Below are 26,936 nucleotides of genomic sequence, written 5' to 3'. Positions count from 1 at the left end.
ACCGCTCTGGCACACCTGTTGCGATAAGGAAGGCAGGCATCCCGCCCACCACCGCACCGAAAGGTTTTCCATGAGCACCGTGACCGCCACCGCCTCCGACGCCGTCCTCATCTCACCCACCCAGTTGTTGGCCCTGCAAGCCGCAGAACCTGTGGTGCTGATCGACACCCGCGACGCCGACACCTATGCCCTGGGGCACATCCCCGGCGCGGTGAACCTGCGCGAGACATTCACGTATCTCGCCACCTCCACGCCCCAAGGCCTGCAGGAACTGAAAGACACCTTTGCCGCGCACCTGGGCGCCATCGGCCTGTCGGGCGCCGAGACGGCCGTGTTCTATGAAGATGCGCTCAACAGCGGCTACGGCCAGTCGTGCCGGGGCTACTACCTGCTGACCTGGCTGGGCTACCCCAAGGTCAAGGTATTGAATGGCGGCTACTCGGCCTGGAAGGCGGCAGAGCTGCCCGTCTCCACCGAGGCCGTGGTGCCCACGCCCGCCATCTTCCCCACCCAGCTGGCCACCACCGATGTGATGCTGACCAAGGAGGATGTGATCGAGGCCCTGGGCACCGACACCGTGCTGCTGGACGTGCGCGATGTGGACGAGTGGATTGGCGACAGCTCCAGCCCTTATGGCAAGGACTTTGCGCCACGCAAAGGCCGCCTGCCGGGCGCCAAGTGGCTGGAGTGGTACCGCTTCATGAAGCCCTCGCCCCAGGGCCCCGTCTTCAAGTCGCCCGACGAAGTGCGCGCCGAATGCGCCACGGCGGGCATCAGCCCGGCAGACACGGTGTACCTGTATTGCTTCAAGGGCGCACGCGCGTCCAACACCTTCCTCGCGCTCAAGCAGGCGGGCTTTGCCGATGTGCGCATGTACTTCGGCTCGTGGAACGAATGGTCGCGCGACGACAAGTTGCCGATCGAAAGCGGGCTGCCGCTGGTCAAGTTCCCCAAAAAGCCTGCGCTCGCGCTGGCGGCCTGAGCCCTGCGCGTTGTTGCAGCGGGCGTGTCCGCTGCGAACCCTGTCCTTCTTTTTTGTATTCCCTTCTCTTTTTTCAAGGAACACCATGTCCACCGATCTGCTGGAACCCTCTGCTCCCGTCACCACCGTGCACACGCACCTGCGCCCCATCGACCGCGACGGCCTGATGGCCTTTGCCGACAAGGGCCGCAACAACCCCGCCAGCCGGGGCACTAACAAGGTCCATACGGTGATGGAGGGACAGTACCGCTCGCTGAGCTATGTGGGCAACCACGCGCCGGTGGTGGTGGACGAGCCGCTGCACCTGTTCGGCCAGGACACGGCACCTGCGCCCGGCGAAATCGTGCTGTCAGGCCTGGGCGGCTGCCTGGCCGTGGGGATCACGGCGGTGGCCACCTGGAAGCAGGTCAAGCTCAGCAAGATCGAGGTGTTCATGGAAGGCGACATCGGCAACCCCGCCGCCTGGGGCGCTGGCGGCGCGCTGCAAAAGACGCCGCCCGAAATGGGCTTCCAGGCCATCCGCGTGAAGGTGCTGGTGGAGGGCGACGCGCCGCGCGAGGTGCTCGACGAGATCGTGCAGCACGCCAACTTCTACTCGCCCGTGGCCAACAGCATGCGCAACCCCATTCCCTTCGAGATCAGCCTCGCGGACTAAATAGCCCCGCAACCGAGCCCGCCCTGCGCACCCAAGGAGCCCCATGAACCCTGCCGACCTCCCTCCCCAACTCCACCTGGACGGCGCCCTGCGGGGCGATGCACTGCTGGCCGCCGTGCGCCAGATTGCCCAGGGCCCACTGGCCGCGCAGGTGGAGGCGATTGACCGCACCGGCTACTACCCCTGCGCCGAGCTGCAGCAACTGGCCGCCGTGGGCGCGATGAGCGCGCACCTGGACAGCACGGCCGGCCCGGCCGACTACGGCCTGGCCATCCGCGCCATGGCCGAGGCCTCGCGGGTGTGCGGCGCCACCGGCTTCATGATGTGGTGCCAGGCGGTGTGCGGGCTGTACCTGCAGCAATCGGGCAACCTCGCGCTGATGGGCGATGCGCTGCAGCGCCACGCCAGCGGCGCAGGCATGGGCGGCACGGCGCTGTCCAACCCCATGAAGAGCTACGCGCAGATCGAAAGCCTGCTGCTCAAGGCCACGCCAGTGGAGGGGGGCTACCTCATCAACGGCACCCTGCCCTGGGTGAGCAACCTGGGGCCCGACCACTACTGCGGCGCGATTGCGGCGGTGGTGGAGGCCGACGGTGCGACCAGCCAGCGCGAGGTGATGTTCCTGCTGCGCTGCGACGCACCGGGCGTGGAGATGCGCGAATGCCCGAGTTTTTCGGCCATGGAGGGCACGGGCACCTATGCACTGCGGCTCAAGGACCATTTCATCGGCACGGCCGACACCATGGCCGACCCTACGCGCCCTTTCATCGCACGCATCCGCGCGGCGTTCGTGATGCTGCAATGTGGCATGGCCGTGGGCATCACCCAGGGCGCCATCGACTCGATGTGGGCGGTGGAGGCCCAACTGGGCCACGTCAACCAGTTCCTCGAAGACCGGCCCGACGCGCTGCAGGCAGAGCTGGATGCACTGACCGCACGCGTCATGCAACTGGCCCAGACGCCGTTCGACACAAGCACTGACTTCTTCATCGATGTGCTGGACGCCCGCGCCCACGGCGCGGAGCTGTGCCTGCGCGCCGCCCAGTCCGCCCTGATGCACCAGGGTGCACGCGGCTACCTCATGAGCTCGGACGTGCAGCGGCGCGTGCGCGAGTCGCACTTTGTGGCCATCGTCACGCCCGCCATCAAGCACCTGCGCAAGGAGATCGCCCGACTCAGCACCGAGGAGATGCCTGCATGACGCCCGCCCTCCCCACCGCCACCACGCCGTCAGTTGCCTCCGAGTTCGTGTTGAGCGCGGCATCGCAGGCGCTGTGCGATGCGTTTGCCGACGCGGCCACCCAGGCGCCCTGGCAAAGCTACATCTGCAACGCCTGCGGCTACGTCTACCACGAGGCCGACGGCGACCCCGATGGCGGCCTGCCGCCCGGCACGCGGCTGGCGGACATACCCGACGACTGGGCCTGCCCCTTGTGCGGCGTGACCAAGGCCGATTTTTCGCCGTACGAAGCCCCCACGCTGGAGGCGCTGCGGGCGCAGGCCAGCGCAGCGCCAGCCGCCTCCCTTCGCGTGCGTGGCGAGCCGGGCGTGCTCATCGTCGGCGCGGGCCGTGCAGGCTGGCAACTGGCCGAAACCCTGCGCCAACACAGCGCCACGCTGCCCATCACCCTGGTGACGGCCTGCGCGGGCGACCGGTACGACAAGCCTTTGCTGTCGGTGGCCATGGCACGCCAGCTGGACCCGCTAGCGCTGGTGTCCGAGACCGGCCGCGATGCAGCGCTGCGCCTGGGCGTCACCCTGCTGGCCCACACCCATGCCGTGCGCATCTGCGCCGACACCCGCCAACTGCGCACCACGCGGGGTGTGCTGCGCTACGGCCACCTCGTGCTGGCCCATGGTGCACAGGCCGCCTTGCCGCCGGGGTTGCCCGCCAGCCTGTGCTGGCGCATCAACCACCTGGGTGCCTACCAGCGCCTGCGCCAGCACCTGGGCGACCAGCCCAGGGACGTGCTCATCATCGGCGCGGGCCTGATCGGCAGCGAGCTGGCCAACGACCTGGCCCTGGGCGGCCACCGCATCACGCTGCTGGACACCGCAGCCGAACCGCTGGCGCGCTGGCACGACCAGCAGGCAGGGCCACAGCTGCTGGACGCCTGGAAGGACCTTTCCATCCGCTTCGAAGGCGGTCTGCAGGTGGAGCAGGTGGAACGCGTGGGCCCACGCTACCGCGTCACCACCACCAGCGGGCAGCGTTTTGCGGCCGACGAAGTGGTGGTGGCTGCGGGCCTTGTACCCCCCCAGCGCCTGGCGCAGAGTGCAGGGCTCGATTGGGCTCAGGGCATTGCGGTGGACGCAGACACGCTGCAAACCAGCGTACCCCGCATCCACGCACTGGGCGATTGCATCAGCATCAACGGGCAGTGCAGCCGCTATATCGAACCGATTGCCCGGCAGGCGCGCACGCTGGCGGCCGCCATCCTGGGCCAGCCGGCGGCACCCTATGAGCACCGGGCGGCGGTGGTGCGCGTCAAGACCACCAGCCGGCCGTTGACCCTGCATTGAGGCGGCCTCCGCCCAGGCGGTCGCCCTGCCCGGGCTGGCATCGAAAAAATTTTTTGCATCTTCTGCATCCAAACGGCGTTTTCGTGGGTAGTACCTCCAGCAGCGCAACTTGCTGCTGTCCTATCAACCCATAGACCAGAGAGAAACGCCATGACCATCCACACGTCTCCCATCTCCCGCCTGCTGCCCCTCGCGGGTGCCATTGCCGCCGCCGTGCTGCTGAGCGCCTGCGGCTCGATGATGTCGTCGCCTTCCAAATCCATGTACTCGCAGGACAGCCTGCCCGACAGCATCAAGGTTCCGGCGGGCAACAAGGTGGCGATGGAAACCGTGGGCGTGGGCGAGATCACCTACGAATGCCGCGACAAGGCCAACATGCCGGGCCAGACCGAATGGGTGTTCGTGGGCCCCAAGGCCGTGCTGAATGACCGCAGCGGCAAACAAGTGGGCACCTACTACGGCCCGCCCGCTACCTGGGAATCGAACGACGGCTCCAAGCTCACAGCCACCCAGCTGGCCGTGGCGCCATCGGGCGCTGGCAACCTGCCCTACCAGCTCGTCAAGGCCAACCCCGCCATGGGCTCCGGCGCCATGACCGGCGTGACCTTCATCCAGCGTGTGGCCTTGAAGGGCGGCGTGGCACCGGCTGCCGCCTGCACCACCGCCAACAAGGGCGAGCGCCAGATCGTGAAGTACCAGGCCGACTACATCTTCTGGAAGGCCGCGTAAACCACGCGCACGCAATCCCCTGCGCAGCGGGGGCTACCACCGGGGCGGTGACGGGTTTGCGGCTACGATGCGCCCACCCTTCAGCCACTGCCCCGCTGCCCGCACACCGTGCCCGACACCTCTGGCGATTTTGACTACGAAGCCGCTCTGGCCGCCTGCGCGGCCGGCGACCGGCAGGCCATGCAGCGCCTGTACGAACAGGAGGGCGCGCGGCTGCTGGGTGTGGCGCTGCGCATCGTGCGCCAGCGCGCGCTGGCCGAGGACATCGTGCACGATGCCTGCGTGAACATCTGGACCCGCGCCGCCAGCTACGACACGTCCCGTGGCAGCGCACGCGGCTGGATCTACAGCGTGGTGCGCAACCTGGCCCTGAACGCCGTGCGCGACGCAAGCCGCCACGTGGATGTGGACGGCACCACCACCCAAGCCCTGGAGGCCGACATGTCTGTGCAGGCCCACCACGAGGTGGAGGAAACCTTTGAACTCAACGCCAGCCTGGGCCGCCTGCAGCATTGCCTGGAGGCCTTGGACCCGGCGCGCCGCAACTGCGTGCTGCACGCCTATGTGGACGGCTGCTCGCACAGCGAAATCGCCGAACGTCTGGGCGCCCCGCTGGGCACCGTGAAAGCCTGGATACGGCGCAGCCTGGTATCGCTGCGGGAGTGCATGGCATGACCGATGTGCGCAACACACCGCCTACCCCCTCGCCGGACGACCTGCATGGGCTGGCGGGTGAGTACGTGCTGGGCACCCTGGCCGTAGCAGAGCGCCAGGCCGTGCAACAACGCCTGGCCGTTGACAAGGCACTGCAACAGGCGGTGGCCGAATGGGAAGCCCGCCTGCTGCCGCTGACCCAGCTGGCCGAGCCCATCACGCCGCCCGCTGCCTTGTGGGCGCGCATCGATCAATCGCTGCAAGCAGCCAGCGCGCAGCAGGCCGCGACCCCCGTTACCACGCCACCCCGCGCCAACACCGAGCGCAAGCCGTCCGTCCGCTGGTGGGATCACCTGGGCCTGTGGCGGGCCCTCGCCGGCTCGGGCTTTGCTATGGCGGCAGTGCTCGCGGCTGTGCTGGTCACGCGCACCGCGCCCGTGGCCGCGCCGCCGCAGTTCATGGTGGTGCTGGTCGCGCCGCAAGACAAGGCCCCCGGCTGGGTGGTGCAGGCCAGCTCGCCGCGGCAGATCAGCCTGATTCCGCTGGGCGTGGCCGAAGTGCCGGCCGACAAGGCCCTGGAGTTCTGGACCAAGGCCGATGGCTGGAGCGGCCCCGTGTCGCTGGGCCTGGTGCAGCCCGGTCAGCCCCTGCAGATCCCGCTGGACAAGCTGCCGCCGCTGCAGCCCAACCAGTTGTTCGAGCTGACGCTGGAGCCGCCGACAGGCTCGCCGATTGGCAAGCCCACAGGGCCCATCCAGTTCATCGGCCGCGCCGTCAAGGTGCTGTGACGAACACGGCCTGGGCCCAATTTCAGTACTGCTTGTAGGGCAGGAATTTGCCGGACAAGACCACATTCACGCGGTCGCCATTGGGATTGGCTTCGCGCTGGATGTCCATGCTGAAATCGATGGCGCTCATGATGCCGTCGCCAAACTCTTCGTGGATCAGTTCCTTGATGGTGGTGCCGTACACGCTCACCACCTCGTACCAGCGGTAGATCAGCGGGTCGGTGGGCACGGGTGTGGGCAGCGAGCCCTTGTAGGGCACCACTTGCAGCCACTTCTGCTCCTCGGCCGTGAGGCCAAAAATCTTGCCCACGATCTTGGCCTGCTCCGGGGTGGCGGTCATCTGACCCAGGCACAGGGCCGTCGTCCATTCCTTGGACTGGCCGACCTTCTTGGCAATGGCCTCCCATTGCAGGCCCTTGGCGACCTTGGTGCTGATGATCTTTTCGGTAACGTCGTTGCGGTTCATGGTGATGGCTCCTTCGGTTGGATGGGTTTTGGAACGGGGAACAAAAACTTCAGGGTGCAGCCCTCCCTGCCACCCACGAGGGGTGACAAGTCAGGGCTTGGTTATTCAATAAATCAGTGGGCTTTGGCTCGGGTGACCAGGAAGTCCACGATGTGGTTGCGCAGCGCGTAGTAGCCGTCCAGGTGGTGCAGGCTGGTGCGCGTGCGTTCGCGCGGCAGCGGGTTCACCACTACCTCGGCGATGCCACCGGGGCGATAGCCCTCGGGCGTCTCGTTGCCGTTGCTCATCAGCAGGATGCGGTCAGCCAGCAAAATGGCTTCGTCTACATCGTGCGTGATCATGAAGACCGTCTGCTGCGTCTGGCGCACGATGGTCATCAGCTCGTCCTGGATGGTGCCGCGCGTGAGCGCATCGAGTGCGCCAAAGGGCTCATCCAACAGCAACATCTTGGGCTGGATGGAGAACGCGCGCGCAATGCCCACGCGCTGCTTCATGCCGCCCGATAGCTGAGAAGGCTTCTTGTCGATGGCAGGGCTCAGGCCCACCAGCGCCACGAACTTCTCCACATGCGCATCGACCTGGCTCTTCTTCCAGTCGGGCCAGCGCGACTTCACGGCGAACCCGATGTTCTGGCGCACCGTGAGCCAGGGCATGAGCGCATGGCTCTGAAACACCACGCCCCGGTCCAGGCTGGGCCCGGCCACTTCGCGTCCGTCCATGATGACGGTGCCCGAGGTGGCAGTATCGAGCCCCGCCAGCACGTTCAGGATGGTGGTCTTGCCACAGCCCGAGTGGCCGATGATGCAGACGAACTCGCCCTTGTCGAGCGTGAACGACACGTCGGCAAACACGGGTTTGGTGGGTACAAAGGCTTTGCTCAGCCGGTCGATCTGGAGGAAGCCTTGGGTCACGGCAGAGGCCTTTCGTTGCGGTGCGTCTGTGGCAAGAGGGGCTGGAACAGCCGGGCGCTGGGCAACATCACTCCACATAGGTCACCACCTTCTGCAGCTGGCCAAACGCCAGGTCGAGCAACATGCCCACCACGCCGATCACCAGGATGGCAAAGATCACGTTAGTGAGCGACAGGTTGTTCCACTCATTCCACACGAAGTAGCCGATGCCTGTGCCGCCCACCAGCATCTCGGCGGCCACGATCACCAGCCACGCAATGCCCATGCTGATGCGCATGCCCGTGAGGATGGTGGGCGCTGCGGCAGGCAGGATCACCAGGAACGCCTTGCGCAGCGGGTTCACCTCCAGCGTGGCCGACACGTTGAGCCAGTCGCGTTTGACCGAGGCCACACCAAACGCCGTGTTCACCAGCATGGGCCACACCGAGCAGATGAAGATCACAAAGATGCCCGAGATGGATGAGTCCTTGATGGTGTAGAGCGCGAGCGGCATCCACGCCAGCGGGCTGATGGGCTTGAGCACCTGGATGAACGGGTCGAACGCGCGGCGCAGCAGCGGTGACATGCCGATGATGAAACCGAGCGGGATCGCCACCAGGCAGGCCAGGCCAAAGCCCAGCGCCACGCGGCCCAGCGAGTGCGCCAGCTGGATGGCGATGCCCTTGTCGTTGGGACCGTTGTCGTAGAACGGGTTGGACAGGTGGCCCCACACCGTGCTGCCCATCGCACCCAGCGTAGGAAAGCCACCGCTCTTGGATGCGCCCGGGTCCTTGCCCATCATCTTGGCGTACTCGATCTGCTCGGCCGTCATGCCCGCCGTGCCGCCGCTAGCGCCCGAGGACGACGTGGCCACGTACCAAATGCCCAGCAGCGTGAGGAAGATGAGCGCGGACAGCAGGCCCGCGCGCAGGTTGAGGTTTTTGGCGGCAGTCATGTCATGCCGCCTTGCGGATGGGGAAGCTCTTGGCGTACTCGGCCGCCTTCGCCGCATCGAACTCGCGCCCCATGATCTTGAACTTGGGGTACGCGCCGTCGGGCACCTTCTGGTCCAAGGCCTTCATTTGCTTTTTCGCGTCGGTGATGAGGAACACCTTCTCGGCGATCTGCTTGTAGTCCACATCGCCCTTGATGTAGCCCCAGCGCTGCATCTGCGTGAGCATCCACACGGCCATGCTTTGCCAGGGCATGGGGTCGAAGTCGGCGCGGTCGGGCACGTTCTGGATCTTGCCCAGCCCATCGGCGAACTTGCCGGTGAGCACCTGGTTGATCACGGCCTCGGGCTGGTTCAGGTAGGCCTGGGGTGCAATCACCTTGGCGATCAGCTCGCGGTTCTTGGGGTCGCGCGCCATGGCGGCCGAAGTGAGCACTGCGCGGTACAGCGCGGCAAAGGTGTTGGGGTTCTTCTGGATGAACTCGGTGCTGGTGCCAAAGGCGCAGCAGGGGTGGCCGTTCCACAGATCCTTGGTGAGCAGGTGGATGAACCCGACTTCCTCGAACACGGCGCGCTGGTTGAAAGGATCGGGGCCCAGGAAGCCATCGATATTGCCCGCGCGCAGGTTGGCCACCATCTCGGCTGGTGGCACCACGCGCAGCTGCACGTCGGTGTCGGGGTTCAGGCCCGCCTCGGCCAGGTAGTAGCGCAGCAGGAAGTTGTGCATGCTGTACTCGAAGGGGATCGCAAACTTGAAGCCCTTCCAGTTCTTCGGATCGCGGTTGTCCTTGTGCTTGAGGGCGAGCGTGATGGCCTGGCCGTTCACGTTCTGGATGGTGGCCACGTTCATGGGTGTGGCGTTGGAGCCCAGGCCCATGGAGATCGCGAGCGGCATGGGCGAGAGGAAGTGCGTGGCGTCGTACTCCTTGTTGATCATCTTGTCCCGGATCAGCGCCCAGCCTGCTGTCTTGGTGACTTCGACATTCAGGCCCTGCTTGCTGTAGAAGCCCAGCGGGTGGGCCATGATCAGCGGCGTAGCGCAGGTGATCGGAATGAAGCCGATCTTGAGATTGGTCTTCTCCAGTGCGCCCTGCTTCTCTTGCGCCATGGCCTGCAGGCTGGCCACGGGCAACACGCTGGCAATGGCCGCCATGGCCGTCCCCTTGCCCACGGCCTTGATGAAGCGGCGGCGCACCGCGTCTTGCGGAAACAGCGCCTTGACCAGCGTGGCCTCGATGAACTCGTTGCTGTAAAGCTCGAACTCGCGGGTCTCGCTGCGCTGGCGCAGGGTGGCTGCAGCGGCATCGGCCGAGACTTCGGCATGGTGGTCGGCCACCGTGTGGTCGCGGCCACAGCTGCATTTCAGCATCAACGGGCGGTCGGCATCGTAGGGCGAGAAGAATTCGGACATGGCACACCTCGAAGAAGTTGGTGCCAGGCGTTACGCAAAGCGCGGGCCAGTTTTTGCCGGTGCCGGCCCGCTGTCGTGAATTCGTGGGTGTGGTGTCTACAGCGTGTAGGGCCAGCACTACAAATCGGTCGTTCAACGCACCGAATTCACTCTGCCGGTGCGCCACGCGCCAGCAGCGCCAGCTCCACGTCATTGCGCGCGCCGGTCTTTTCGAGGATGCGGGCGCGGTAGGTGCTGACCGTGTTGGGCGCGAGCTTGAGCTGCGCACCAATTTCGCTCACGCTCTGCCCGGCCGTGAGCAGACGGAACACCTGATGCTCTCGATAGGAGAGCGCGTCTACTCCAGCGGGCGCGCCCTGCTGGGCGGCGCGCACCACCCCGGTGCGCTCCACGGCGCCCGCCAGGGCTTGCGCCGTGGCTTCTGTCAGGTAGCGCCCGCCCGCCGCCACCTTGCGCACGGCGGCCACCATGTCGTCGGGGTCGGCGCTTTTGTGCAGGTAGCCCGCTGCGCCCATCTGGATGCAGCGCACCGCATATTGCCTCTCGGGGTAGGTGCTGAGCATCAGCACCGGCAGCCCAGGCCAGGCCTTGCGCAGCGCCTGCAGCACTTCAAGGCCATCCATGCCCGGCATGGCGATGTCCAGCAGTACCAGGTCTAAGCCCAGCGCACCCGTGGGCCCCTGCAGCGCCGTGACCTGCTCCAGCACCTCGCTGCCCTGGGTGGCTTCAGCCACCACGGTGATCTCGGGCGCACCGTTGGCGGGGTCGCCCAGCACCTGCTTGAGCCCCTCCCGCACGATGCGGTGGTCATCCCCGATCAACACGCGAACCACGGAATTCATGACAGCTCCAGAGGAATCAGCAATTGCAGGCACGAGCCCTGCCCCGGCTCGCTGGTGATGCTCAGCTGGCCCCCCAGCTGCCGCGCCCGCTCGCGCATGCCCATCACGCCATAGGCGGTGGGCGCCTCCAGCGCTTGGCGTGTGGCGCCCACGCCGTTGTCGCGCACACGCAGTTGCAGCACATCGTCCTGCACGTCAATGGCAATGTCGATGGCGCTGGCCTGCGCGTGGCGGCCCACATTGCTCAGCATCTCCTGGAAGATGCGGAACACGGCGATGGCGGCGGGCTCGGGCAGGTGCAGGGTGGCGGGCACGTCCATGTGCCACGCCAGCTCCAGCTCTGCCGACTGCACAAACTCCTGCGCCTGCCACTCCAGCGCCGCCCACAGGCCCTGGTGGTCCAGGATGCTGGGGCGCAGGTCGGTGATGATGCGGCCCACGTTGTCCACGGCGTTTTCGATCAAGCGGCTCATGTTCTGGCATTTGCACCGCATCTGGGTGCGCATGTCGCCCGCGGCCTCGGGCGTGCGCTCGCCCTGCTCGCCCAAGCGCTTGTGCAGCCAGTTGACATCCATCTTCAGCGCCACCAGCAGGCTGCCCAGCTCGTCGTGCACCTCGCGGGCGATGCGGGTGCGCTCGTCCTCGCGCACCTGCTCTGAGTAGGCCGACAGCTCGCGCAGCTGCGCCAGCGCCTGCGACAGCTCTTGTGTGCGCGCGGCCACTCGGCGCTCTAGCTCGTCGTTGGCGCGGGCCAGCTCATCGTGCGCGCGCTGCAGCTCATCGGCGGCACGCTTGCGGCTGGTAATGTCCACAAAAGCGATCACGGCACCCTGCACCTGATCGCCTTCCAAAATGGGGTGGCTCGAATACTCCACGGCAAACGCCGAGCCATCGCGGCGCCAGAACACCTCGGTGTCCACCCGGCAGGGCAAGCCCTGGCGGAACGCGTTGAAGATGGGGCAGTCGCTGTCGGCGTAGGGGCTGCCGTCGGGGTGGCTGTGGTGGGTGAGCGCGTGCATGTTGCGCCCCATCACCTCTTCGGCTACAAAACCCAGCATCTGTGCGCCCGCCCGGTTGATGAACACGCAGTTGCCGGCCAGGTCGATGCCGAACACGCCCTCGCCTGTGGACTCAAGCAGCAGCCCGAGGCGGTTTTGCCACAGGGCGCTGGCACCGGCAGGCAGGTTCAGGACATGGGTGGACATGGCAGCACCCAAGCAATGGACGTGCCCAGCTGGTGGGACGCCGTCCCGACAGGCGGCCCAGGGGCTGTGCGTCCGCTCGCCAACATCGCACAATAAGCGAATGCAAACCGTTACCCCGTCCTCCGTGGCCTCTGTGGCCCCGCCCCCGCCGTCGGTGTGGCGCCCGCCCAGCCTGTCCGTGCGCTGGTGGCCCGTGTTCATGCGCAACCTGCTGGTCTGGCGCAAGCTGGCCATCCCCAGCCTGGTGGGCAACATTGCCGAACCGCTGATGTGGCTGGTGGCCTTTGGCTACGGCATGGGGGCCCTGGTGGGCCAGGTGAATGTGGGCGGCGCAGCGGGCGACACCAAGGTGCCCTACATCCTGTTCCTGGCCAGCGGCTCGATCTGCATGAGCGCCATGAACGCGGCCAGCTTCGAGGCGCTGTACTCGGCCTTCTCGCGCATGCATGTGCAAAAGACCTGGGACGGCATCATGAACGCGCCGGTGAGCCTGGACGACGTGGTGCTGGCCGAGATGCTGTGGGCGGCGTTCAAAGCGCTGTTCACCGTGACCGCCATCCTGGGCGTGATGCTGGCTTTAGGCATCAGCCACAGCCCCAAGCTGCTGGTGGCCTGGCCGGTGCTGCTGTTCGTGGGCATCATGTTCTCCAGCATCGCGCTCATCTTCAATGCGCTGGCCAAGGGGTATGACTTTTTTACCTACTACTTCACGCTGGTGCTCACGCCGATGATGTTCCTCTCGGGCGTGTTCTTCCCGCGCGAGCAGTTGCCCCCCATCGTGCGCGCCATCTCCGACTGGCTGCCGCTGACCAACGCGGTCGAGCTGGTGCGCCCGCTGTTCATGGACCAGTGGCCCGCCCACCCCCTGCGCCATGGCCTGGTGCTGGTGGTGACCACGGTGATGGCCTTCTGGGTGGCCCTGGCCCTGACCCGCAAGCGCTTCAAGGCATGACCGCCCTGCTCGGCCCCAGCCATATCGCCATGGTGGCCAAGGGCGTGTCGGCCATCGTGGCGTCCCGCGATGCGGCCCTGCGGCCGAGCATCATGCGGGCCGTGGGCAGCCATATCAGCGGTGATGGGCAGGAGGTCACGGTGTACCTGCGGCGCAGTCAGTCCGAACAGTTACTGCAGGACATTGCGCACACCGGCGAGATTGCCGTGGTGTTCAGCGTGCCGTCCACCCACCAGACGCTGCAGCTCAAAGCCCGCCGGGCCACGCAGCGCCCGGCCACTGATGGCGACCTGCCGGTGTTGCAGGCGTATCTGCAGTCCATGGTGCAGGAGGTGGGCCGGGTGGGTTATGGGCCGCAGTATGTGGGCGCCATGCTGGCAGCGCCGCTGCAGGATGTGGTGGCCGTGAGCTTTACGCCCACCAGCGCGTTCGACCAGACACCGGGACCGCGTGCCGGCGCGCAGTTGTGTCCGCCCCCCACATCACTTTCACCACCTACGCCGCAGCCATGAGCACCGCAGCGCCGTCCCTGCACAGCATCCGCCCCTGCCTGGAAGGGGCAATTCCCGCCATCATGGCCACCTGCGGCCCCGACGGCACACCCAACGTGGCCTACATCTCGCAGGTGGTGTATGTGGACGCGGCGCATGTGGCGCTGTCGTTCCAGTTCTTCAACAAGACCCGCCAGAACATCCTGCGCAACCCGCGCGCGTCGGTGCTGGTGCTGGACCCGCTCACCGCCCACTTCTACCGCCTGCACCTGCTGTACGAACGCACCGAGGACAGCGGCCCGGTGTTCGAGAGCATGCGCGCGCAGCTGGCGGGCATTGCGTCGCATTCGGGTATGGCCGAGGTGTTTGAGCTCAAGGGCGCCGACATCTACGCCGTGGAGCACATCGAATCGGTGGCGGGCGAAGGGCTGCCGGCACCCGCACCACGCTCCGGGCTGCTGCACGCGCTGCGCCTGTGCAGCGAAGGCATCGCGCGCTGCTCGGGGCTGGACGAATTGCTGCAAGGCGCGCTGCAGGGCCTGCAGGACAAGCTGGGCATCGAACACGCCATGGTGCTGATGCTGGACGCCAGCGCCCAGCAGCTCTACACAGTGGCCAGCTGCGGCTACGCCACCTCGGGCGTGGGCTCCGAGATCCGGCTGGGCCAAGGGGTGATCGGCATGGCCGCGCGCGAGCGCACCCCGGTGCGCATCAGCCACATGACCCATGCCGCCCTGTACAGCCACGCCATCCGCGAAAGCATGGACGCGCATGCCGCGCCCGATGCGCCCCCACTGCGCGGCATGGACATCCCTTACCCCGGCCTGCCCGAGCCGCACAGCCAGGTGGCAGTGCCGCTGCTGTCGGCCGGGCGCCTGCTGGGCGTGCTGTTTGCCGAGAGCCCCGAGGACATGCGCTTTGGCTTCGAGGATGAGGACCTGCTGGTGGCCATGGCGGGCCAGCTGGCGGCCGCCATCGACCTGCTGCAGGCCGCGCCCGATGCGCCCGAGCCGCTGCCTGCTCCGACAGCGGCACCGCCCGTGAGCGGCAGCGCGCTGCGGGTGCGCCACTTTGCGGCCAACGACAGCGTGTTCATCAACGACGACTACCTGATCAAGGGCGTGGCGGGCGCTATTGTGTGGAAGCTGCTGCGCGACCACCAGCACACCGGGCGCGTGGACTTCACCAACCGCGAGCTACGGCTGGACCCCGCCCTGCGCCTGCCCGATGTGGCCGACAACCTGGAGGCCCGCCTGCTGTTGCTGCAGCGCCGCCTGCAAGAGAACTGCCCACACATCCACATCGAAAAAACGGGGCGCGGGCGCTTTCGGCTATGCGTGCTGCGCCCTGTGGTGCTGGAAGACGCATGACGCCTTCACGGCACTGATTTCTCAAAGTCAGTGCACCAGACCCGGCACCACCGGAAGGCCCAGGCTGCGCATCAGCTTGGTCCACTCGGGCTGCGTGAGGTGCGGCTGCACTTGCGCCAGCACCGCGGCCAGCACAGGGGCAGGCGCATGCTGCTGCATGTCCGACAGCATGGCCGTGCGCTCGGCCGGCGACATGTAGGGCACCATCCAGCGGGCCACCACCATCATTTCCTGCGGCGGGATCGAGGCCACCAGCGCATCGTGCACGCCCGCCAGCTCCGCGTCGGTGTAGCACTGCCACAGCACACGGTTGTGGGCGGTTTCTTCCTCATGCATGTGCTCGAAGTTGTGCGCCACAAACAGTGCCAGCTGCCGGTACAGGGCCAGGGTGGCCGCCGGACGTGCGGGCTTGGCGCAGGCCATCAGGTGGTTCACCCCGTCGGCCAGGGCCGTGATGGCCTGTTCGTGCTCCAGATGTTCGCCCGCAATGTTCTGGCTGGAGCCGGGCTGGCGCGCCTCCATGGCGGCGTGCACAAACTGGTTCTCGTGGTGCAGGTGCGCGCGGCACAGGTCCAGCAGCTGCATCACGCGGTCGCAGGTCTGGGCAAACTCCAGGTCGTCGTCCACATCCATGCGCCCCAGGCCCAGCAGCGTGTCGGCCATGAAGGCGCGCAGCGCCTTGTGGATGCTGGCGTACATGTCCATGCGGGGGGCGGCGGGTTGGGCTTGGGTCAGTGCGGCAATTTCGCGGGCATCAATCTTCATCACGTTCTTTCATGGCCTCGTTGGGCTCTTTCAGCGCCTTTTTTGGGGCGCCGGGCCGGGTGCACCATGCACCCGCTTCCATGCCAAGAAGTCTAGAAATTTGCCGCGTTTTTGCCTGTTAAAAACTCCTTAAACAGACCCTTTGAAAACCTTAAAAATCGCGTTCCGCGCGCCAAACGTGAAATCGTTCACGGCGCGGCGCGCAGCAGGTCCACCGCCTTTTCCGCAATCATCACCGTGGGCGCATTGGTGTTGCCGCTCACAATGCGCGGCATGATGGACGCGTCCACCACACGCAGGCCTGCGAGGCCATGCACGCGCAGTTCGGCATCCACCACATCCATGGGCCCAGGCCCCATGCGGCACGTGCCCACGGGGTGATAGATGGTGTCGGCGTACTGGCGGATGAACTGCTCGATCTCCGCGTCGGTGCGCGCACTGGCCGAAGCCGCCAGCTCCTTGGCGCCGAACTTCGCGAGCGCCGGTTGCATCAGGATCTCGCGCGTGCGCTTGAAGCCACGCACCATGCGCGCCATGTCGTCGGGGTCCGCCAGGAAGTTCGGGTCCACCAGTGGCAAGGCCATGGGGTCGCGGCTGGCCAGCGTGACCGAGCCCCGGCTCTTGGGCTGCAGCAGGCACACATGGGCCGAGTAGCCGTGGCCGAACACCGTCTTGCGCCCGTGGTCCACCAGCTTGCCGATCACAAAGTGCAGTTGCAGATCGGGCGCAGCCTCTGACGGGTCGCTCTTGATAAAGCCGCCCGCCTCGGCAAAGTTGGTGGTCAGCATGCCGGTGCGGTGCTTGCGCCATTCGACGATGCCGCGCAGCGTCTGCGCCATGCCCGACAACGAGAGGCCGAACAGGTCCTTGAACTCAGGGGCGTCCAGCACCTGCACCACATCGGGGTGGTCGTGAAGATGCTGGCCCACGCCGGGCAGATCGTGCAGCACCGGGATGCCGTGTTGCTGCAAATGCGCGGCAGGCCCCACGCCCGACAGCATCAGCAGTTGCGGCGACAGCAGCGCGCCCGCACTCAGCAGCACTTCGCGCCCGGCGCGGACCTGCTTGATCGCGCCACCCTGGCGATATTCCACACCCACGGCGCGCGTGCCGTCGAACAGGATGCGCGTGGCATGCGCACCGGTGATGACCTGCAGGTTGGGCCGCGCCAGGTGCGGCGTGAGGTAGCCCTTGGCTGCGCTGTGGCGCTCGCCGTTCTTGTGCGTGACCTGGTACAGGCCCACGCCTTCCTGCGTGGCGCCGTTGAAGTCGGTGTTGTGCGGGTGCCCGGCCTGCACCCCTGCGTCGGTGAAATACTGGCTGAACCGGTTGGGTGCACGCAGGTCGGCCACGTTGAAGGGGCCGCCCCGGCCATGCCAAGCGTTGGCGCCGCGTTCGTTGTTCTCGGCGCGCAGAAAGTACGGCTTCACATCTTCCCAGCCCCAGCCCGGGTTGCCCTGCGCGGCCCAGTGGTCGTAGTCGGCGTGCTGGCCCCGGATGTAGACCATGGCGTTGATCGAGCTGGAGCCTCCCAGCACCTTGCCACGGGGCTGGTAGCCGCGCCGGTTGTTCAGCGCCGCCTGTGGTGTGGTGTTGAAGCCCCAGCCATTCAGCTCGAACTTGGCCATCACGGCCAGCCCGGCCGGGCAGTGGATGAGCACGCTGTTGTCGGCAGGCCCCGCCTCCAGCAGGCACACGCGCACTGCGGGGTTCTCAGTCAGGCGGCCAGCCAGCACGGAGCCTGCCGAGCCGCCGCCGATCACGATGTAGTCGAACATGTTGTGGTGTCTCCTCCGCCATGCTGCGCAGCGGCTTGTTGGTTCAGGTTTGACGCACGATAACCGAACGGTCGTGCGATTCCCCTTACCATTCCGTCCATCCGTTTCACTTTGAAGAGGGCTCTCTATATGACGATTCAGACCGTAGGCATCATCGGCGCAGGCACCATGGGCAACGGCATTGCACAGGCCTGTGCGGTGTCGGGCATCAACGTGGTGATGGTCGACATCTCGGATGCTGCAGTGCAAAAAGGCCTGGCCACCGTGGCCGGCAGCTTGGACCGCCTGATCAAGAAGGAAAAGATCAGCGAAGCCGACAAGGCGGCCGCCCTGGCGCGCATCAAGACTTCCACCAGCTACGACGACCTGAAGGCCGCGCAGCTCGTGATCGAGGCCGCCACCGAAAACTACGAACTCAAGCTCAAGATCCTCAAGCAGGTGGACGCCATCGTGGCGCCCGAGGTGATCATTGCCTCGAACACCTCTTCGATCTCCATCACCAAGCTGGCCGCCGCCACCAGCCGCGCAGACCGCTTCATCGGCATGCACTTCTTCAACCCCGTGCCCATGATGGCGCTGGTGGAGATCATCCGTGGCCTGCAGACCAGCGACGCGACCCACGACGCCGTGAAGGCGCTGGCCGAGGCGCTGGGCAAGAGCCCCATCACCGTGAAGAACGCGCCCGGCTTTGTGGTCAACCGCATCCTGGTGCCCATGATCAACGAGGCCTTCTTCGTGCTGGCCGAAGGTTTGGCCACGCCCGAGGACATCGACGCGGGCATGAAGCTGGGCTGCAACCAACCCATCGGCCCGCTGGCGCTGGCGGACATGATCGGCTTGGATGTGTGCCTGGCCGTGATGGACGTGTACCTGACCGAGTTTGGCGACAGCAAGTACCGCCCCTGCCCGCTGCTCAAGGAAATGGTGGCCGCCGGCCGCCTGGGCCGCAAGACCGGCCAGGGCGTCTACACCTACTGACGGCCTTCAGCGCGCTGTCCCTCGGGGGACGGCGCTCAGTTTCCATTGCGTTTTCAATCATGGGCCAGGAGACCTGCGCCCATGACAAACATTACCCCCACCACGCCCCCGCCCGAGGGCACCATCGACACCCAGGTCATCGGCCATGTGCTGCTGATCGGCATCAACCGCCCGGCCAAGCGCAATGGCTGGACGCCGCCCATGTTCCGCCAGCTGGCCGAGGCCTACACACGGCTTGACGACGACCCGCAGCTCCGCGTGGGCGTGCTGCATGCGTTTGGCGACCACTTCACCGCCGGGCTCGATCTGCCCGCCGTGAGCGCCTACATGCAGCGCGGCGAAAAAGCCATCCCTGAAGGCCTGGTGGAACCGCACGACTATGGCCTGCCCGGCTACCGGCGCCGCACCAAGCCCATGGTGGTGGCAGTCAAGGGCATCTGTTTCACCGTGGGCATCGAGCTGATGCTGGGCGCTGACATCGTGGTGGCGGCCGACAACTGCCGCTTCTCGCAGATGGAGGTGCAGCGCGGCATCATGGCCACGGGCGGCGCCACATTGCGCATGGCAGAGCGTGCGGGCACGGGCAATGCGCTGCTGCACCTGCTCACGGCCGATGAGTTCGGCAGCGCCGAGGCGTACCGGCTGAACTTTGTGCAGAAAGTGGTGCCCGCAGGCCAGGAGCTGCAGGAAGCGCTGCAGATTGCCCAGCGCATCGAAGCCCAGGCGCCGCTGGCCGTGGTGGCCACGCGGCTCAACGTGCTCAAGGCCATTGAGCAGGGGCAGGCGGCGGCGGTGGCAGATTTCATACCCGTGCAAAAGCAGCTGGCCAACAGCGAGGACGCGGCCGAAGGCGTGCGCGCGTTTGTCGAGCGGCGACCGGCGCAGTTCAGCGGGCGCTGAGCCCCTGGTGGTTCGTCGTCGCCAGAACTCCGCGCCAATTTTTAAGCCAAATCGATCGCTAGTGCATATGAATCATGCGTTAGCAGCTCTGTTATTGATAGCAATTTCCCGAGGGTGACGGGGGCACGGCGCCCCCGCCTGAGCAGGCGGGACGCGCGAATAGCACCGATGGCGCAGCGCTGCTCCAACGCCCACACAATCCCATCCACTAACAAAGTTTTTCACAATTCAATTGCACGCAATTGAATTTGCACTCACAATTCACCCCATGCCCAGCCACAGCACACCCCACACGCCCAGCCCCGCCATCCTGCGGCTGGACAACCAGGTTTGCTTTGCGCTGTATTCCGCGTCGCTCGCGATGACCAAGCTGTACAAGCCGCTGCTCGACCGCATCGGCCTGACCTACCCGCAGTACCTCGTGATGCTGGTGCTGTGGGAACAGGACGGCCTGACGGTATCCGAGCTGGGCGAGCGCCTGTTTCTCGACTCCGGCACGCTCACGCCGCTGCTCAAGCGCCTGGAGGCGCAAGGCCAGATCGCCCGGCTGCGCGATGTGCAGGACGAGCGCCGCGTGCGCATCACCCTCACGGCCGAGGGCCGCGCGCTGCGCGACCAGGCCGAGGCCATTCCGCAGTGTGTGCTGCAAAGCAGCCAGTGCTCGATTGCCGAGCTGACCGCCCTGACCACCGAACTCAAGCAGCTGCGGGACCGCCTCAGCGAGCAACGCTGACGGCCCGCAGAAACACGCAACGACATTGCAAGACCGATTCCCTCCACCGCCCACCGTGGGCAACAACCGCAAGGAAGACACCATGACCAAGCTCGAAAAAGTCCTGTACACCGCCAAGTCGCACGTGACCGGTGGCCGCGATGGCGCCGCCAAGACCGATGACGGCCGCCTGGACGTCAAGCTGTCCTCGCCCGGTACGTCCGGCACCGGCACCAACCCCGAGCAGCTGTTTGCCTCTGGCTACGCTGCCTGCTTCATCGGCGCGATGAAGGCTGTGGGCGGCAAGATCGGCATCCCCGTGCCGCAAGACGTGTCCATCGACGCCGAAGTGGACCTGGGCCCCATCCCGAACGCCTACGGCATCGCCGCCCGCCTGGCCATCAGCCTGCCCGGCCTGGACAAGGAAACCGCCCAGAAGCTGGTGGATGCCGCCCACCAGGTCTGCCCCTACTCCAACGCCACGCGCGGCAACATCGACGTGACAATCACGCTGGTGTAAGTGATGGGCCGCCAGCTGCTTCCCCGCATCGCGGTGGCCCTGGTGGCCATCGAGCATGTGTACATCCTCGTGCTCGAAATGTTCTTCTGGAACAAACCGCAGGGCAAAGGAGTCTGCTGGCGGCCCACCAGGGGCTGTACAACGGTTTTCTGGCAGCGGGCCTGTTCTTTGGGTTGTTCACCGGCAACCGGGTGTTCAAGATCTTCTTTCTGGCCTGCGTGATCATGGCCGGGGTGTTTGGCGCCGCCACCGCAGCGCCCAAGATCTTCTTCAGCCAGGCGCTGCCCGCGATCATTGCGCTGGGCGTGGTGCTGGCGCTGGACAAAGTACCCGCCGCACAGCGCAGCCTCTGAGCTACCAAAACCATAGCTGCCAGCGCTTGATCCACAAGCGCTGGCAGCTATTTTTGCTTTGAAACCACGCAGGCACCGCCTGCCTGCAAGCTGGCATTCAGCGACGCGCGCGATGATGGGGGGGTTGGAGACAACCCCATGAAAATCGCCCTGCTGTCCGACATCCACGCCAACCGACAGGCCCTGGACGCCTGCCTGCAACACGCCCGCGCCCACGGCGCCGAACAATTTGCGCTGCTGGGCGACCTGGTCGGCTACGGTGGCGAGCCCGTGGCCGTGGTGGAGCAAGTGCGTGACCTGGCCCAGCAAGGAGCCCTGTGTGTGCTGGGCAACCACGACGCCATGGCCCTGGCGCCGCCCGCCAACCCTCGCAACCGCAGCGAGCTGGGCGCGCAGTGGACGCACGACCAGCTCGGCAACAGCCACATCGCCTTTTTACAGACGCTGCCGCTCACCGCACGGCTGGGCACCAGCGCGCTGCTGGTGCACGCCAGTGCCGACATGCCCGCGCAGTGGCGGTATGTGGAAGACTCCAATGCGGCAGAGCGCAGCATGACGGCCGCCCAGGGCATCGACCCCGCCATCCGCTACGTGTTCTGCGGCCATGTGCATGAGCAAGTGCTGTACTTCCTCACGCCCACGGCCAAGCTGATGCGCTTTGCGCCCGAGCCCGGCGTGCCGGTACCCGTGCCAACACACCGCCAGTGGCTGGGCATAGTGGGCTCGGTGGGCCAGCCGCGCGACGGCGATGCACGCGCCATGTACGCGCTGTTCGACGACACCGCCAAGCAGATCACCTTCTACCGCGTGCCCTACGACCACTTGGCCGCCGCCGCCGCCATTCGCGCGGCAGGCCTGCCCGGCTTCTATGCCGACCGCTTGGAAAAAGGCCAGTGACATGAAGCTGCTGGAGTCCGGCACCGAGATCGACGGCTTCCGCGTGGTGGACTGCATCCACGCGGGTGGCATGGCCCACATCTACGCGGTGGAATACGCGCAGGCCGACCGCAGCCCCGGCTTTGCCATGGCGATGAAGATCCCGCGCATGACGGCGGGCGACGGGGCCGAGAACATCGTGAGCTTCGAGGTCGAGCTGCAGATCCTGCCCGTGCTCAGCGGCCCGCATGTGCCGCGTTTTGTGGCGGCGGGCGACCTGGTGCGGCTGCCTTACCTGGTGATGGAGTACATCCCCGGCCAGACACTGCAGCACTGGCTGGACGAAGCGCCCGGGCGCTGCGATATCGCAACCATAGCCCGCCTGGGCGCCGCCACGGCCCACGCGGCGCACAGCCTGCACCAGCAGAACGTGTGCCACCTGGACCTAAAGCCCGCCAACGTGCTCATCAAGGACGACGGCACGGCCGTGCTGCTGGACTTTGGCCTCTCGTGCCACGCCCACTACCCCGACCTGCTGGCCGAGGAGATGCGCCAGGCCGTGGGCTCGCCCGCCTGGATCGCGCCCGAACAGGTGGTGGGCGTGCGCGGCGACCCGCGCAGCGACATCTTTGCCATCGGCGTGATGCTGTACGAGCTGGCCACGGGCGAGCTGCCCTTTGGCGCCCCCACCACCAGCGGCGGCATGCGCCAGCGCCTGTGGATGACGCCCGCGCCGCCGCGCAAGCACCGCGCCGACATCCCGCCCTGGCTGCAAGAGGTCATCCTGCGCTGCCTTGAGCCTGAGGCCGCCAGCCGCTACCCCTCGGCCGCGCACCTGGCATTTGACCTGTCCAACCCCGAGCAGGTGCTCATCACCGAACGCGGCGAGCGCACCGAGCGCACACCGCTGCGCACCCACCTGCGCCGCTGGCTGCGCGCGGCGGGCATGCACTACACGCCCAGCCCCCTGCCCTCACAGCAGATCGAGGACACGCCCATCCTCATGGTGGCCGTGCCCCATGCCGACGTGACAGACGCCACGCTGTATTCGCTGCGCCAGGCCGTGGGTCGATCATTGGGAATCCGCCCCGGCGCCCGGCTGGCCTGCGTGACGGTGGTGTCGCCCGGCGCCAGCAGCACCAGCGACAGCGAGCGCAGCGAGACCACGCTGCACCGCCAGCACATGGCGCGCCTGCGCCAGTGGGCCCAGGGGCTGGACCTGACCGGCCATGCCGTGAGCTACCACGTGCTGGAAGCCAGCGATGTGGCCCAGGCGCTGGTGCGCTACGCGGCCAGCAACCACGTGAGCATGATGATCCTGGGCGCCGCCACCCACGGGCTGCAGACCCAGCGCTTTTTTGCCACCGTGCCCATGCGCGTTGCGCGCGATGCGCCCTGCACCGTCATCCTGGTCAAGCAGGCGCTGCCTTTCGAGCAACTGGCGCAGCCCACGGCGGACTGAGCCCGTCAGCAATCTGGCGCACCGACACGCCGCGCACCTGTCGCCCAGGCGGCGCGCCCCGCTTGAGCGCGCGCACGCTTTGGTTTAGCGTCGCGGCATGAGCACCACCACCCTCCTCGTGCGCCAGGACCAGCTGACCACCACCCGCCTGACCACCACCGACGACACCCCTCTGGCCGAGGGCCAGGTCCGCGTGCGGGTCGAGTCGTTTGCCCTCACGGCCAACAACATCACCTACGCCGCGCTGGGCGACATGCTGAACTACTGGCAGTTTTTCCCCACCGGCGAGGCCGGCTGGGGCATCGTGCCCGTGTGGGGCTTTGGCACCGTGGTGCAGTCGCTGCACCCGGCTGTGGCTGTGGGCGAGCGGCTGTATGGCTACTGGCCCATGGCCAGCCAGGCCGTGCTGTCGCCAGAGCGCGTCAACCCCACGGGCTTCAGCGACGGCGCCGCCCACCGCGCCGGCCTGCATGCGGTCTACAACCACTACCTGCGCACCAGCACCGACGGGCTGTACCGCGCCGACAACGAAGACGTGCAGGCGCTGCTGCGGCCACTGTTCATCACCTCGTGGCTCATCGACGACTTTCTGGCCGACCAGCAGTTCTTTGGCGCCAAGCGCATGCTGCTGTCCAGCGCGTCGAGCAAGACCGCCTACGGCACGGCCTTCCAGCTTGCACAGCGGGAGGGCATCGAGGTCATCGGCCTCACCTCGCCTGGCAATGTGGCGTTTTGCGAGAGCCTGGGCTGCTACCACCGCGTGGTCACCTACGACGCACTGGACACCCTCGACGGCGCCCCGCCCAGCGTCTACATCGACTTTGCGGGCAGCGTGGGCCTGCGCCAACGCATCCACGCCCACTTCACCGGCTTGACCTACAGCTGCTCGGTGGGTGCCAGCCACGTGCAGGACCTGGGTGGCGCAGGCCAGTTGCCCGGTCCGCGCCCGGTGATGTTCTTTGCGCCCGCCCAGGTCAAGAAGCGCCACGCCGACTGGGGCGCCCAGGGCCTGAACGAGCGCCTGGTGGCGGCGTGGAACCAGTTCAGCGCCGCCGTGTCGGCAGGGCCGCAGCCCTGGCTGGTGGTGCAGCACCACGCGGGGCCCCAGGCCACGCAGGCGCTGTTTGCCAGCGTGCTGGCAGGCAGCGGCGACCCACGCGCCGGGCATATCGCCACCATGCTGCCGAGCTGACGCACCTCGCGCAACCGTCGGCAGGGCGGGCAGCGACAATGGGGCATGACCCCATTGCCCCCCGATACCGCTGCCAACGCCTCGAACGACCAACACCCCTACGCCCGCCTCACCCCCGACCAGGTGCTGGACGCGCTGGCCAGTGTGGGCCTGTATGGCGACGGCCGTCTCATGGCCCTGTCTTCCTACGAAAACCGGGTGTACCAGGCCACGCTGGAAGACGGCCAGCGCGTGGTGGCCAAGTTCTACCGCCCGGGCCGCTGGAGCGAAGCGCAGATCCTCGAAGAACACGCCTTTGCCGCCGAGCTGATGGCCGCCGAGGTCCCCGCCGTGGGCCCGCTGGTGCTGAAAGGCGCCACCCTGCACCAGCACGATGGCTTTGCCTTTTCCGTCAGCCCCTGGCGCGGCGGGCGCCAGCCCGAGCTGGACGACTTTGAAGTGCTGGAATGGATCGGCCGCTTTCTGGCCCGCATCCACACCGTGGGCGCCGCCCAGCCCTTTGCACACCGGCCCACGCTGGACCTGGCCACCTTTGGCACGGCATCGCGCGACTGGCTGTTGATGAACGAGATCATCCCGCTCGACATGCAAGCCGCCTGGAAGACCCAGTGCGACAAAGCTCTTGATTTGATAGCTGCCAGCGCATATTCCACTAGCGCTACAGGCACATTTGGCTTGAACAATGCCACCCAGATCCGCCTGCACGGCGACTGCCACCCCGGCAACATCCTCTGGACCCCGCTGGATGAATGGGGCCGCGGCGGCCCGCACTTTGTGGACCTGGACGACGCGCGCATGGGTCCGGCCGTGCAGGATCTGTGGATGCTGCTGTCGGGCGACCGCCGCCAGCGCACCCACCAGCTCGGCGCGTTGATCGACGGCTACGAGCAGTTCCGCAGCTTCGACCGCCGCGAGCTGGCGCTCATCGAGCCGCTGCGCACCTTGCGCCTCATCCACTACAGCGCCTGGCTGGCGCGCCGCTGGCAGGACCCGATCTTCCCCGCGAACTTTCCGTGGTTTGGCAGCAGCGACTACTGGCGCGGGCAGGTGGACATGCTGATCGAGCAGATCGAGGCCATGCAGGAAGAGCCGCTGGTGGCCTGACAAGGCGGGCCGGGCGGGGACAAGCCCCATCAGCGCAGGCCCGGCCATTGCAAACGATTGTCAACCCGCGCGCACGGCGGGCAGATGTGGGGCAACATCGAAGCGCTCCCCAATTGAGGGTGTTTTGTTGATCCCAACGGGGTGCCAACCCCCAGAGCCCATCCCCATGCGCATCGCAGTCCTTGACGACGACCCGCTCCTGCTGGAGCAGATCAAGGGCACCCTGGAATGCCACCAGCACGTGTGCCACACCTTCGCCGACGGCACCAGCCTGCTGCAGGCGCTGCGCCAAGAAACCTTCGACCTCCTGCTGGTGGACTGGCACCTGCCCGACATGGAAGGGACGGACGTGGTGCAGACCGTGCGTAACACCCACGGCATGCTGCCGCCCATCCTGTTCATCACCCGCCGCAGCGATGAACGCGATGTGGTCGAGGCCCTGTCGCGCGGCGCCGACGACTTCATGAGCAAGCCCCTGCGCATGGGCGAGCTGGTGGCCCGCGCCACCGCCCTGCTGCGCCGGGCCTACCCCCAGTCCATGGGCGCGCGGCTGGGCTTTGGTGCGTACCGTTTTGACGCGAAACAACGCACCCTGCAACTCCACGGCGAAGCCATCGGGCTCAAGCACCGCGAATACGAACTCGCGCTGTTCCTGTTCCGCAACGCAGGCCGCCTGCTGTCCCGCACCCATCTGCGCGAGGCCGTGTGGGGCGATGCCACCGACGCCCCCTCGCGCTCCCTGGACACCCACATGTCCCGGCTGCGCAGCAAGCTGGAGTTGACCGAGGCCAACGGCTACACGATCACCGCAGTGTATGGGGTGGGGTACCGGCTGGATGCGGTGCCGCGGCAGCCGCCGCAGGGGGCTGGGGCGCACGGTACCGAGCGCGTTACAGAGCGAAGCGACCTCCAGCCGCAACTGGAAACAAGCTGATGGCGTTGCGGGCGGCGCTGGGCTATGCTGCCGCCATCCACCCTTTGCACTGCCCCCATGAAAGACTGGATTCGCAACGCCCTGTCCATCCGCCAGCACCGCCGCCCTGCCCCGGTGGGCTCGCTGCCTCCGGTGGGGGCACTCATCATGCGGGGGCCGGTCAAGATGCTGGTCACGCACCCGCTGCCCGCTGAGCTGTGGGACTGGCTGGTGCTGTCGGGCTGGCGGAACATGCCGGTCAAGGACGACCGGCGCAAGGGCATGCAACTGCCCGAAGGCGCGCTGAAGGCCCTGATCGATGCCGACCCGGCTGAGCGCAACCAGGTCCACGCACGCATCCTGGAGCTGGCAGAGCCCGAGGTGTAAGGGGTCGTCACGGACCTCCGAACGCCCCCTGCAGGACGAGAAAACCGGATAACAGCACACGCCAGCCTCCACTCCCCATAAAGAAA

The 26,936-nt window shown here is 66.7% G+C and carries 28 protein-coding genes and 1 pseudogene; 21 read left to right on the top strand and 8 right to left on the bottom strand.

All coding sequences use genetic code 11. The features are described 5' to 3' along the window. Positions 1–70 precede the first annotated feature (70 nt). The 7 genes from ACODSM_RS05265 (at position 71) to ACODSM_RS05235 (ending at position 6,331) form a co-directional block, all read left to right on the top strand. Positions 71–982 (top strand): sulfurtransferase, encoded by a 912-nt coding sequence (locus ACODSM_RS05265; protein ID WP_056745584.1) that lies wholly within the window; start codon positions 71–73, stop codon positions 980–982. An 85-nt stretch (positions 983–1,067) separates the two neighbouring features. Then, positions 1,068–1,637, top strand: coding sequence for an OsmC family protein (locus ACODSM_RS05260; protein WP_008905298.1), 570 nt, complete (start codon positions 1,068–1,070; stop codon positions 1,635–1,637). 43 nt (positions 1,638–1,680) lie between these two features. After that, the gene (locus ACODSM_RS05255) at positions 1,681–2,838 is read left to right on the top strand and encodes an acyl-CoA dehydrogenase family protein (protein WP_488804553.1); all 1,158 of its coding nucleotides are present in this window, start codon (positions 1,681–1,683) and stop codon (positions 2,836–2,838) included. Further along, on the top strand, positions 2,835–4,160 hold the full coding sequence (locus ACODSM_RS05250; RefSeq protein ID WP_488804552.1) for an FAD-dependent oxidoreductase: 1,326 nt from the start codon (positions 2,835–2,837) through the stop codon (positions 4,158–4,160). Before ACODSM_RS05255 ends, ACODSM_RS05250 begins: the two co-directional genes overlap by 4 nt. Positions 4,161–4,310: 150 nt before the next feature. Beyond that, complete coding sequence (locus ACODSM_RS05245; protein ID WP_209816351.1) at positions 4,311–4,889, top strand: DUF3455 domain-containing protein; 579 nt, start codon at positions 4,311–4,313, stop codon at positions 4,887–4,889. A gap of 108 nt (positions 4,890–4,997) precedes the next feature. Then, positions 4,998–5,564 (top strand): sigma-70 family RNA polymerase sigma factor, encoded by a 567-nt coding sequence (locus tag ACODSM_RS05240; protein ID WP_488804551.1) that lies wholly within the window; start codon positions 4,998–5,000, stop codon positions 5,562–5,564. Then, complete coding sequence (locus ACODSM_RS05235) at positions 5,561–6,331, top strand: anti-sigma factor (RefSeq protein ID WP_488804550.1); 771 nt, start codon at positions 5,561–5,563, stop codon at positions 6,329–6,331. The genes ACODSM_RS05240 and ACODSM_RS05235 overlap by 4 nt, the downstream gene beginning before the upstream one ends. A 22-nt stretch (positions 6,332–6,353) precedes the next feature. Here ACODSM_RS05235 and cynS read toward each other — a convergent pair whose 3' ends face one another. The 6 genes from cynS to ACODSM_RS05205 form a co-directional block, all read right to left on the bottom strand. Then, on the bottom strand, positions 6,354–6,797 hold the full coding sequence (gene cynS, locus ACODSM_RS05230; protein WP_008905293.1) for a cyanase: 444 nt from the start codon (positions 6,795–6,797) through the stop codon (positions 6,354–6,356). A gap of 113 nt (positions 6,798–6,910) precedes the next feature. Further along, positions 6,911–7,786: an ABC transporter ATP-binding protein gene (locus ACODSM_RS05225; RefSeq protein ID WP_488804549.1), complete on the bottom strand. Its 876-nt coding sequence runs from the start codon at positions 7,784–7,786 to the stop codon at positions 6,911–6,913. After that, entirely contained in the window at positions 7,776–8,642 is an 867-nt protein-coding gene (gene ntrB / locus ACODSM_RS05220) for a nitrate ABC transporter permease (protein WP_488804548.1), read from the bottom strand. The genes ACODSM_RS05225 and ntrB overlap by 11 nt, the downstream gene beginning before the upstream one ends. A gap of 1 nt (position 8,643) precedes the next feature. Beyond that, entirely contained in the window at positions 8,644–10,050 is a 1,407-nt protein-coding gene (locus ACODSM_RS05215; protein WP_056647340.1) for a CmpA/NrtA family ABC transporter substrate-binding protein, read from the bottom strand. A 146-nt stretch (positions 10,051–10,196) separates the two neighbouring features. After that, positions 10,197–10,892 carry a response regulator gene (locus ACODSM_RS05210; protein WP_488804547.1) on the bottom strand — a complete coding sequence of 232 codons (696 nt, stop codon included), beginning with the start codon at positions 10,890–10,892 and terminating at the stop codon, positions 10,197–10,199. Next, on the bottom strand, positions 10,889–12,097 hold the full coding sequence (locus ACODSM_RS05205) for a sensor histidine kinase (RefSeq protein ID WP_488804546.1): 1,209 nt from the start codon (positions 12,095–12,097) through the stop codon (positions 10,889–10,891). The genes ACODSM_RS05210 and ACODSM_RS05205 overlap by 4 nt, the downstream gene beginning before the upstream one ends. Positions 12,098–12,197: 100 nt before the next feature. Between ACODSM_RS05205 and ACODSM_RS05200 the strand changes: the two genes are divergently transcribed. From ACODSM_RS05200 to ACODSM_RS05190, 3 genes are read left to right on the top strand one after another with little or no spacing between them, the layout of a single operon-like run. Next, complete coding sequence (locus ACODSM_RS05200; RefSeq protein WP_488804545.1) at positions 12,198–13,049, top strand: ABC transporter permease; 852 nt, start codon at positions 12,198–12,200, stop codon at positions 13,047–13,049. After that, entirely contained in the window at positions 13,046–13,561 is a 516-nt protein-coding gene (locus ACODSM_RS05195; protein WP_488804544.1) for a hypothetical protein, read from the top strand. The genes ACODSM_RS05200 and ACODSM_RS05195 overlap by 4 nt, the downstream gene beginning before the upstream one ends. Continuing rightward, positions 13,558–14,910, top strand: a complete 1,353-nt coding sequence (locus ACODSM_RS05190) for a GAF domain-containing protein (protein ID WP_488804543.1) — start codon at positions 13,558–13,560, stop codon at positions 14,908–14,910. The genes ACODSM_RS05195 and ACODSM_RS05190 overlap by 4 nt, the downstream gene beginning before the upstream one ends. A 27-nt stretch (positions 14,911–14,937) precedes the next feature. On the opposite strand, the gene ACODSM_RS05185 is transcribed toward ACODSM_RS05190, so the two are convergent. Then, positions 14,938–15,675 (bottom strand): hemerythrin domain-containing protein, encoded by a 738-nt coding sequence (locus ACODSM_RS05185; protein WP_295944309.1) that lies wholly within the window; start codon positions 15,673–15,675, stop codon positions 14,938–14,940. Positions 15,676–15,863: 188 nt separating this feature from the next. Continuing rightward, entirely contained in the window at positions 15,864–17,453 is a 1,590-nt protein-coding gene (locus tag ACODSM_RS05180) for a GMC family oxidoreductase (RefSeq protein ID WP_291442124.1), read from the bottom strand. A gap of 129 nt (positions 17,454–17,582) precedes the next feature. Here ACODSM_RS05180 and ACODSM_RS05175 point away from each other — a divergent pair, with 129 nt between their 5' ends. The 11 genes and pseudogenes from ACODSM_RS05175 to ACODSM_RS05125 all read left to right on the top strand — a co-directional run bounded on the left by ACODSM_RS05175 (position 17,583) and on the right by ACODSM_RS05125 (position 26,850). Continuing rightward, entirely contained in the window at positions 17,583–18,431 is an 849-nt protein-coding gene (locus ACODSM_RS05175; RefSeq protein WP_015012375.1) for a 3-hydroxybutyryl-CoA dehydrogenase, read from the top strand. Between the two features lie 81 nt (positions 18,432–18,512). Next, the gene (locus tag ACODSM_RS05170) at positions 18,513–19,331 is read left to right on the top strand and encodes a crotonase/enoyl-CoA hydratase family protein (protein ID WP_488804542.1); all 819 of its coding nucleotides are present in this window, start codon (positions 18,513–18,515) and stop codon (positions 19,329–19,331) included. A gap of 268 nt (positions 19,332–19,599) precedes the next feature. Further along, complete coding sequence (locus tag ACODSM_RS05165) at positions 19,600–20,064, top strand: MarR family winged helix-turn-helix transcriptional regulator (RefSeq protein ID WP_488804541.1); 465 nt, start codon at positions 19,600–19,602, stop codon at positions 20,062–20,064. Between the two features lie 82 nt (positions 20,065–20,146). After that, complete coding sequence (locus ACODSM_RS05160; protein ID WP_209816364.1) at positions 20,147–20,563, top strand: organic hydroperoxide resistance protein; 417 nt, start codon at positions 20,147–20,149, stop codon at positions 20,561–20,563. 3 nt (positions 20,564–20,566) lie between these two features. Further along, positions 20,567–20,916, top strand: a pseudogene (locus tag ACODSM_RS05155) (DUF1304 domain-containing protein). Between the two features lie 138 nt (positions 20,917–21,054). Then, positions 21,055–21,813, top strand: coding sequence for a metallophosphoesterase family protein (locus tag ACODSM_RS05150; RefSeq protein ID WP_488804540.1), 759 nt, complete (start codon positions 21,055–21,057; stop codon positions 21,811–21,813). 1 nt (position 21,814) lies between these two features. Next, entirely contained in the window at positions 21,815–23,254 is a 1,440-nt protein-coding gene (locus ACODSM_RS05145) for a serine/threonine protein kinase (protein WP_488804632.1), read from the top strand. Positions 23,255–23,351: 97 nt separating this feature from the next. Continuing rightward, positions 23,352–24,446: a DUF2855 family protein gene (locus ACODSM_RS05140; protein ID WP_488804539.1), complete on the top strand. Its 1,095-nt coding sequence runs from the start codon at positions 23,352–23,354 to the stop codon at positions 24,444–24,446. Positions 24,447–24,491: 45 nt separating this feature from the next. Further along, a complete protein-coding gene (locus ACODSM_RS05135; RefSeq protein ID WP_488804538.1) occupies positions 24,492–25,550 on the top strand; it encodes a serine/threonine protein kinase in 1,059 nt (352 codons plus the stop codon). 166 nt (positions 25,551–25,716) lie between these two features. Continuing rightward, on the top strand, positions 25,717–26,484 hold the full coding sequence (locus ACODSM_RS05130) for a response regulator transcription factor (protein WP_488804537.1): 768 nt from the start codon (positions 25,717–25,719) through the stop codon (positions 26,482–26,484). A 57-nt stretch (positions 26,485–26,541) separates the two neighbouring features. Further along, positions 26,542–26,850, top strand: a complete 309-nt coding sequence (locus tag ACODSM_RS05125; protein WP_488804536.1) for a hypothetical protein — start codon at positions 26,542–26,544, stop codon at positions 26,848–26,850. The last annotated feature ends 86 nt before the right edge of the window (positions 26,851–26,936 follow it).

The sequence above is a fragment of the Acidovorax sp. FG42 genome (assembly GCF_057809195.1).
Note: the sequence above shows the minus strand (reverse complement) of the source record. Positions and strands in the feature narration are given on the sequence as shown.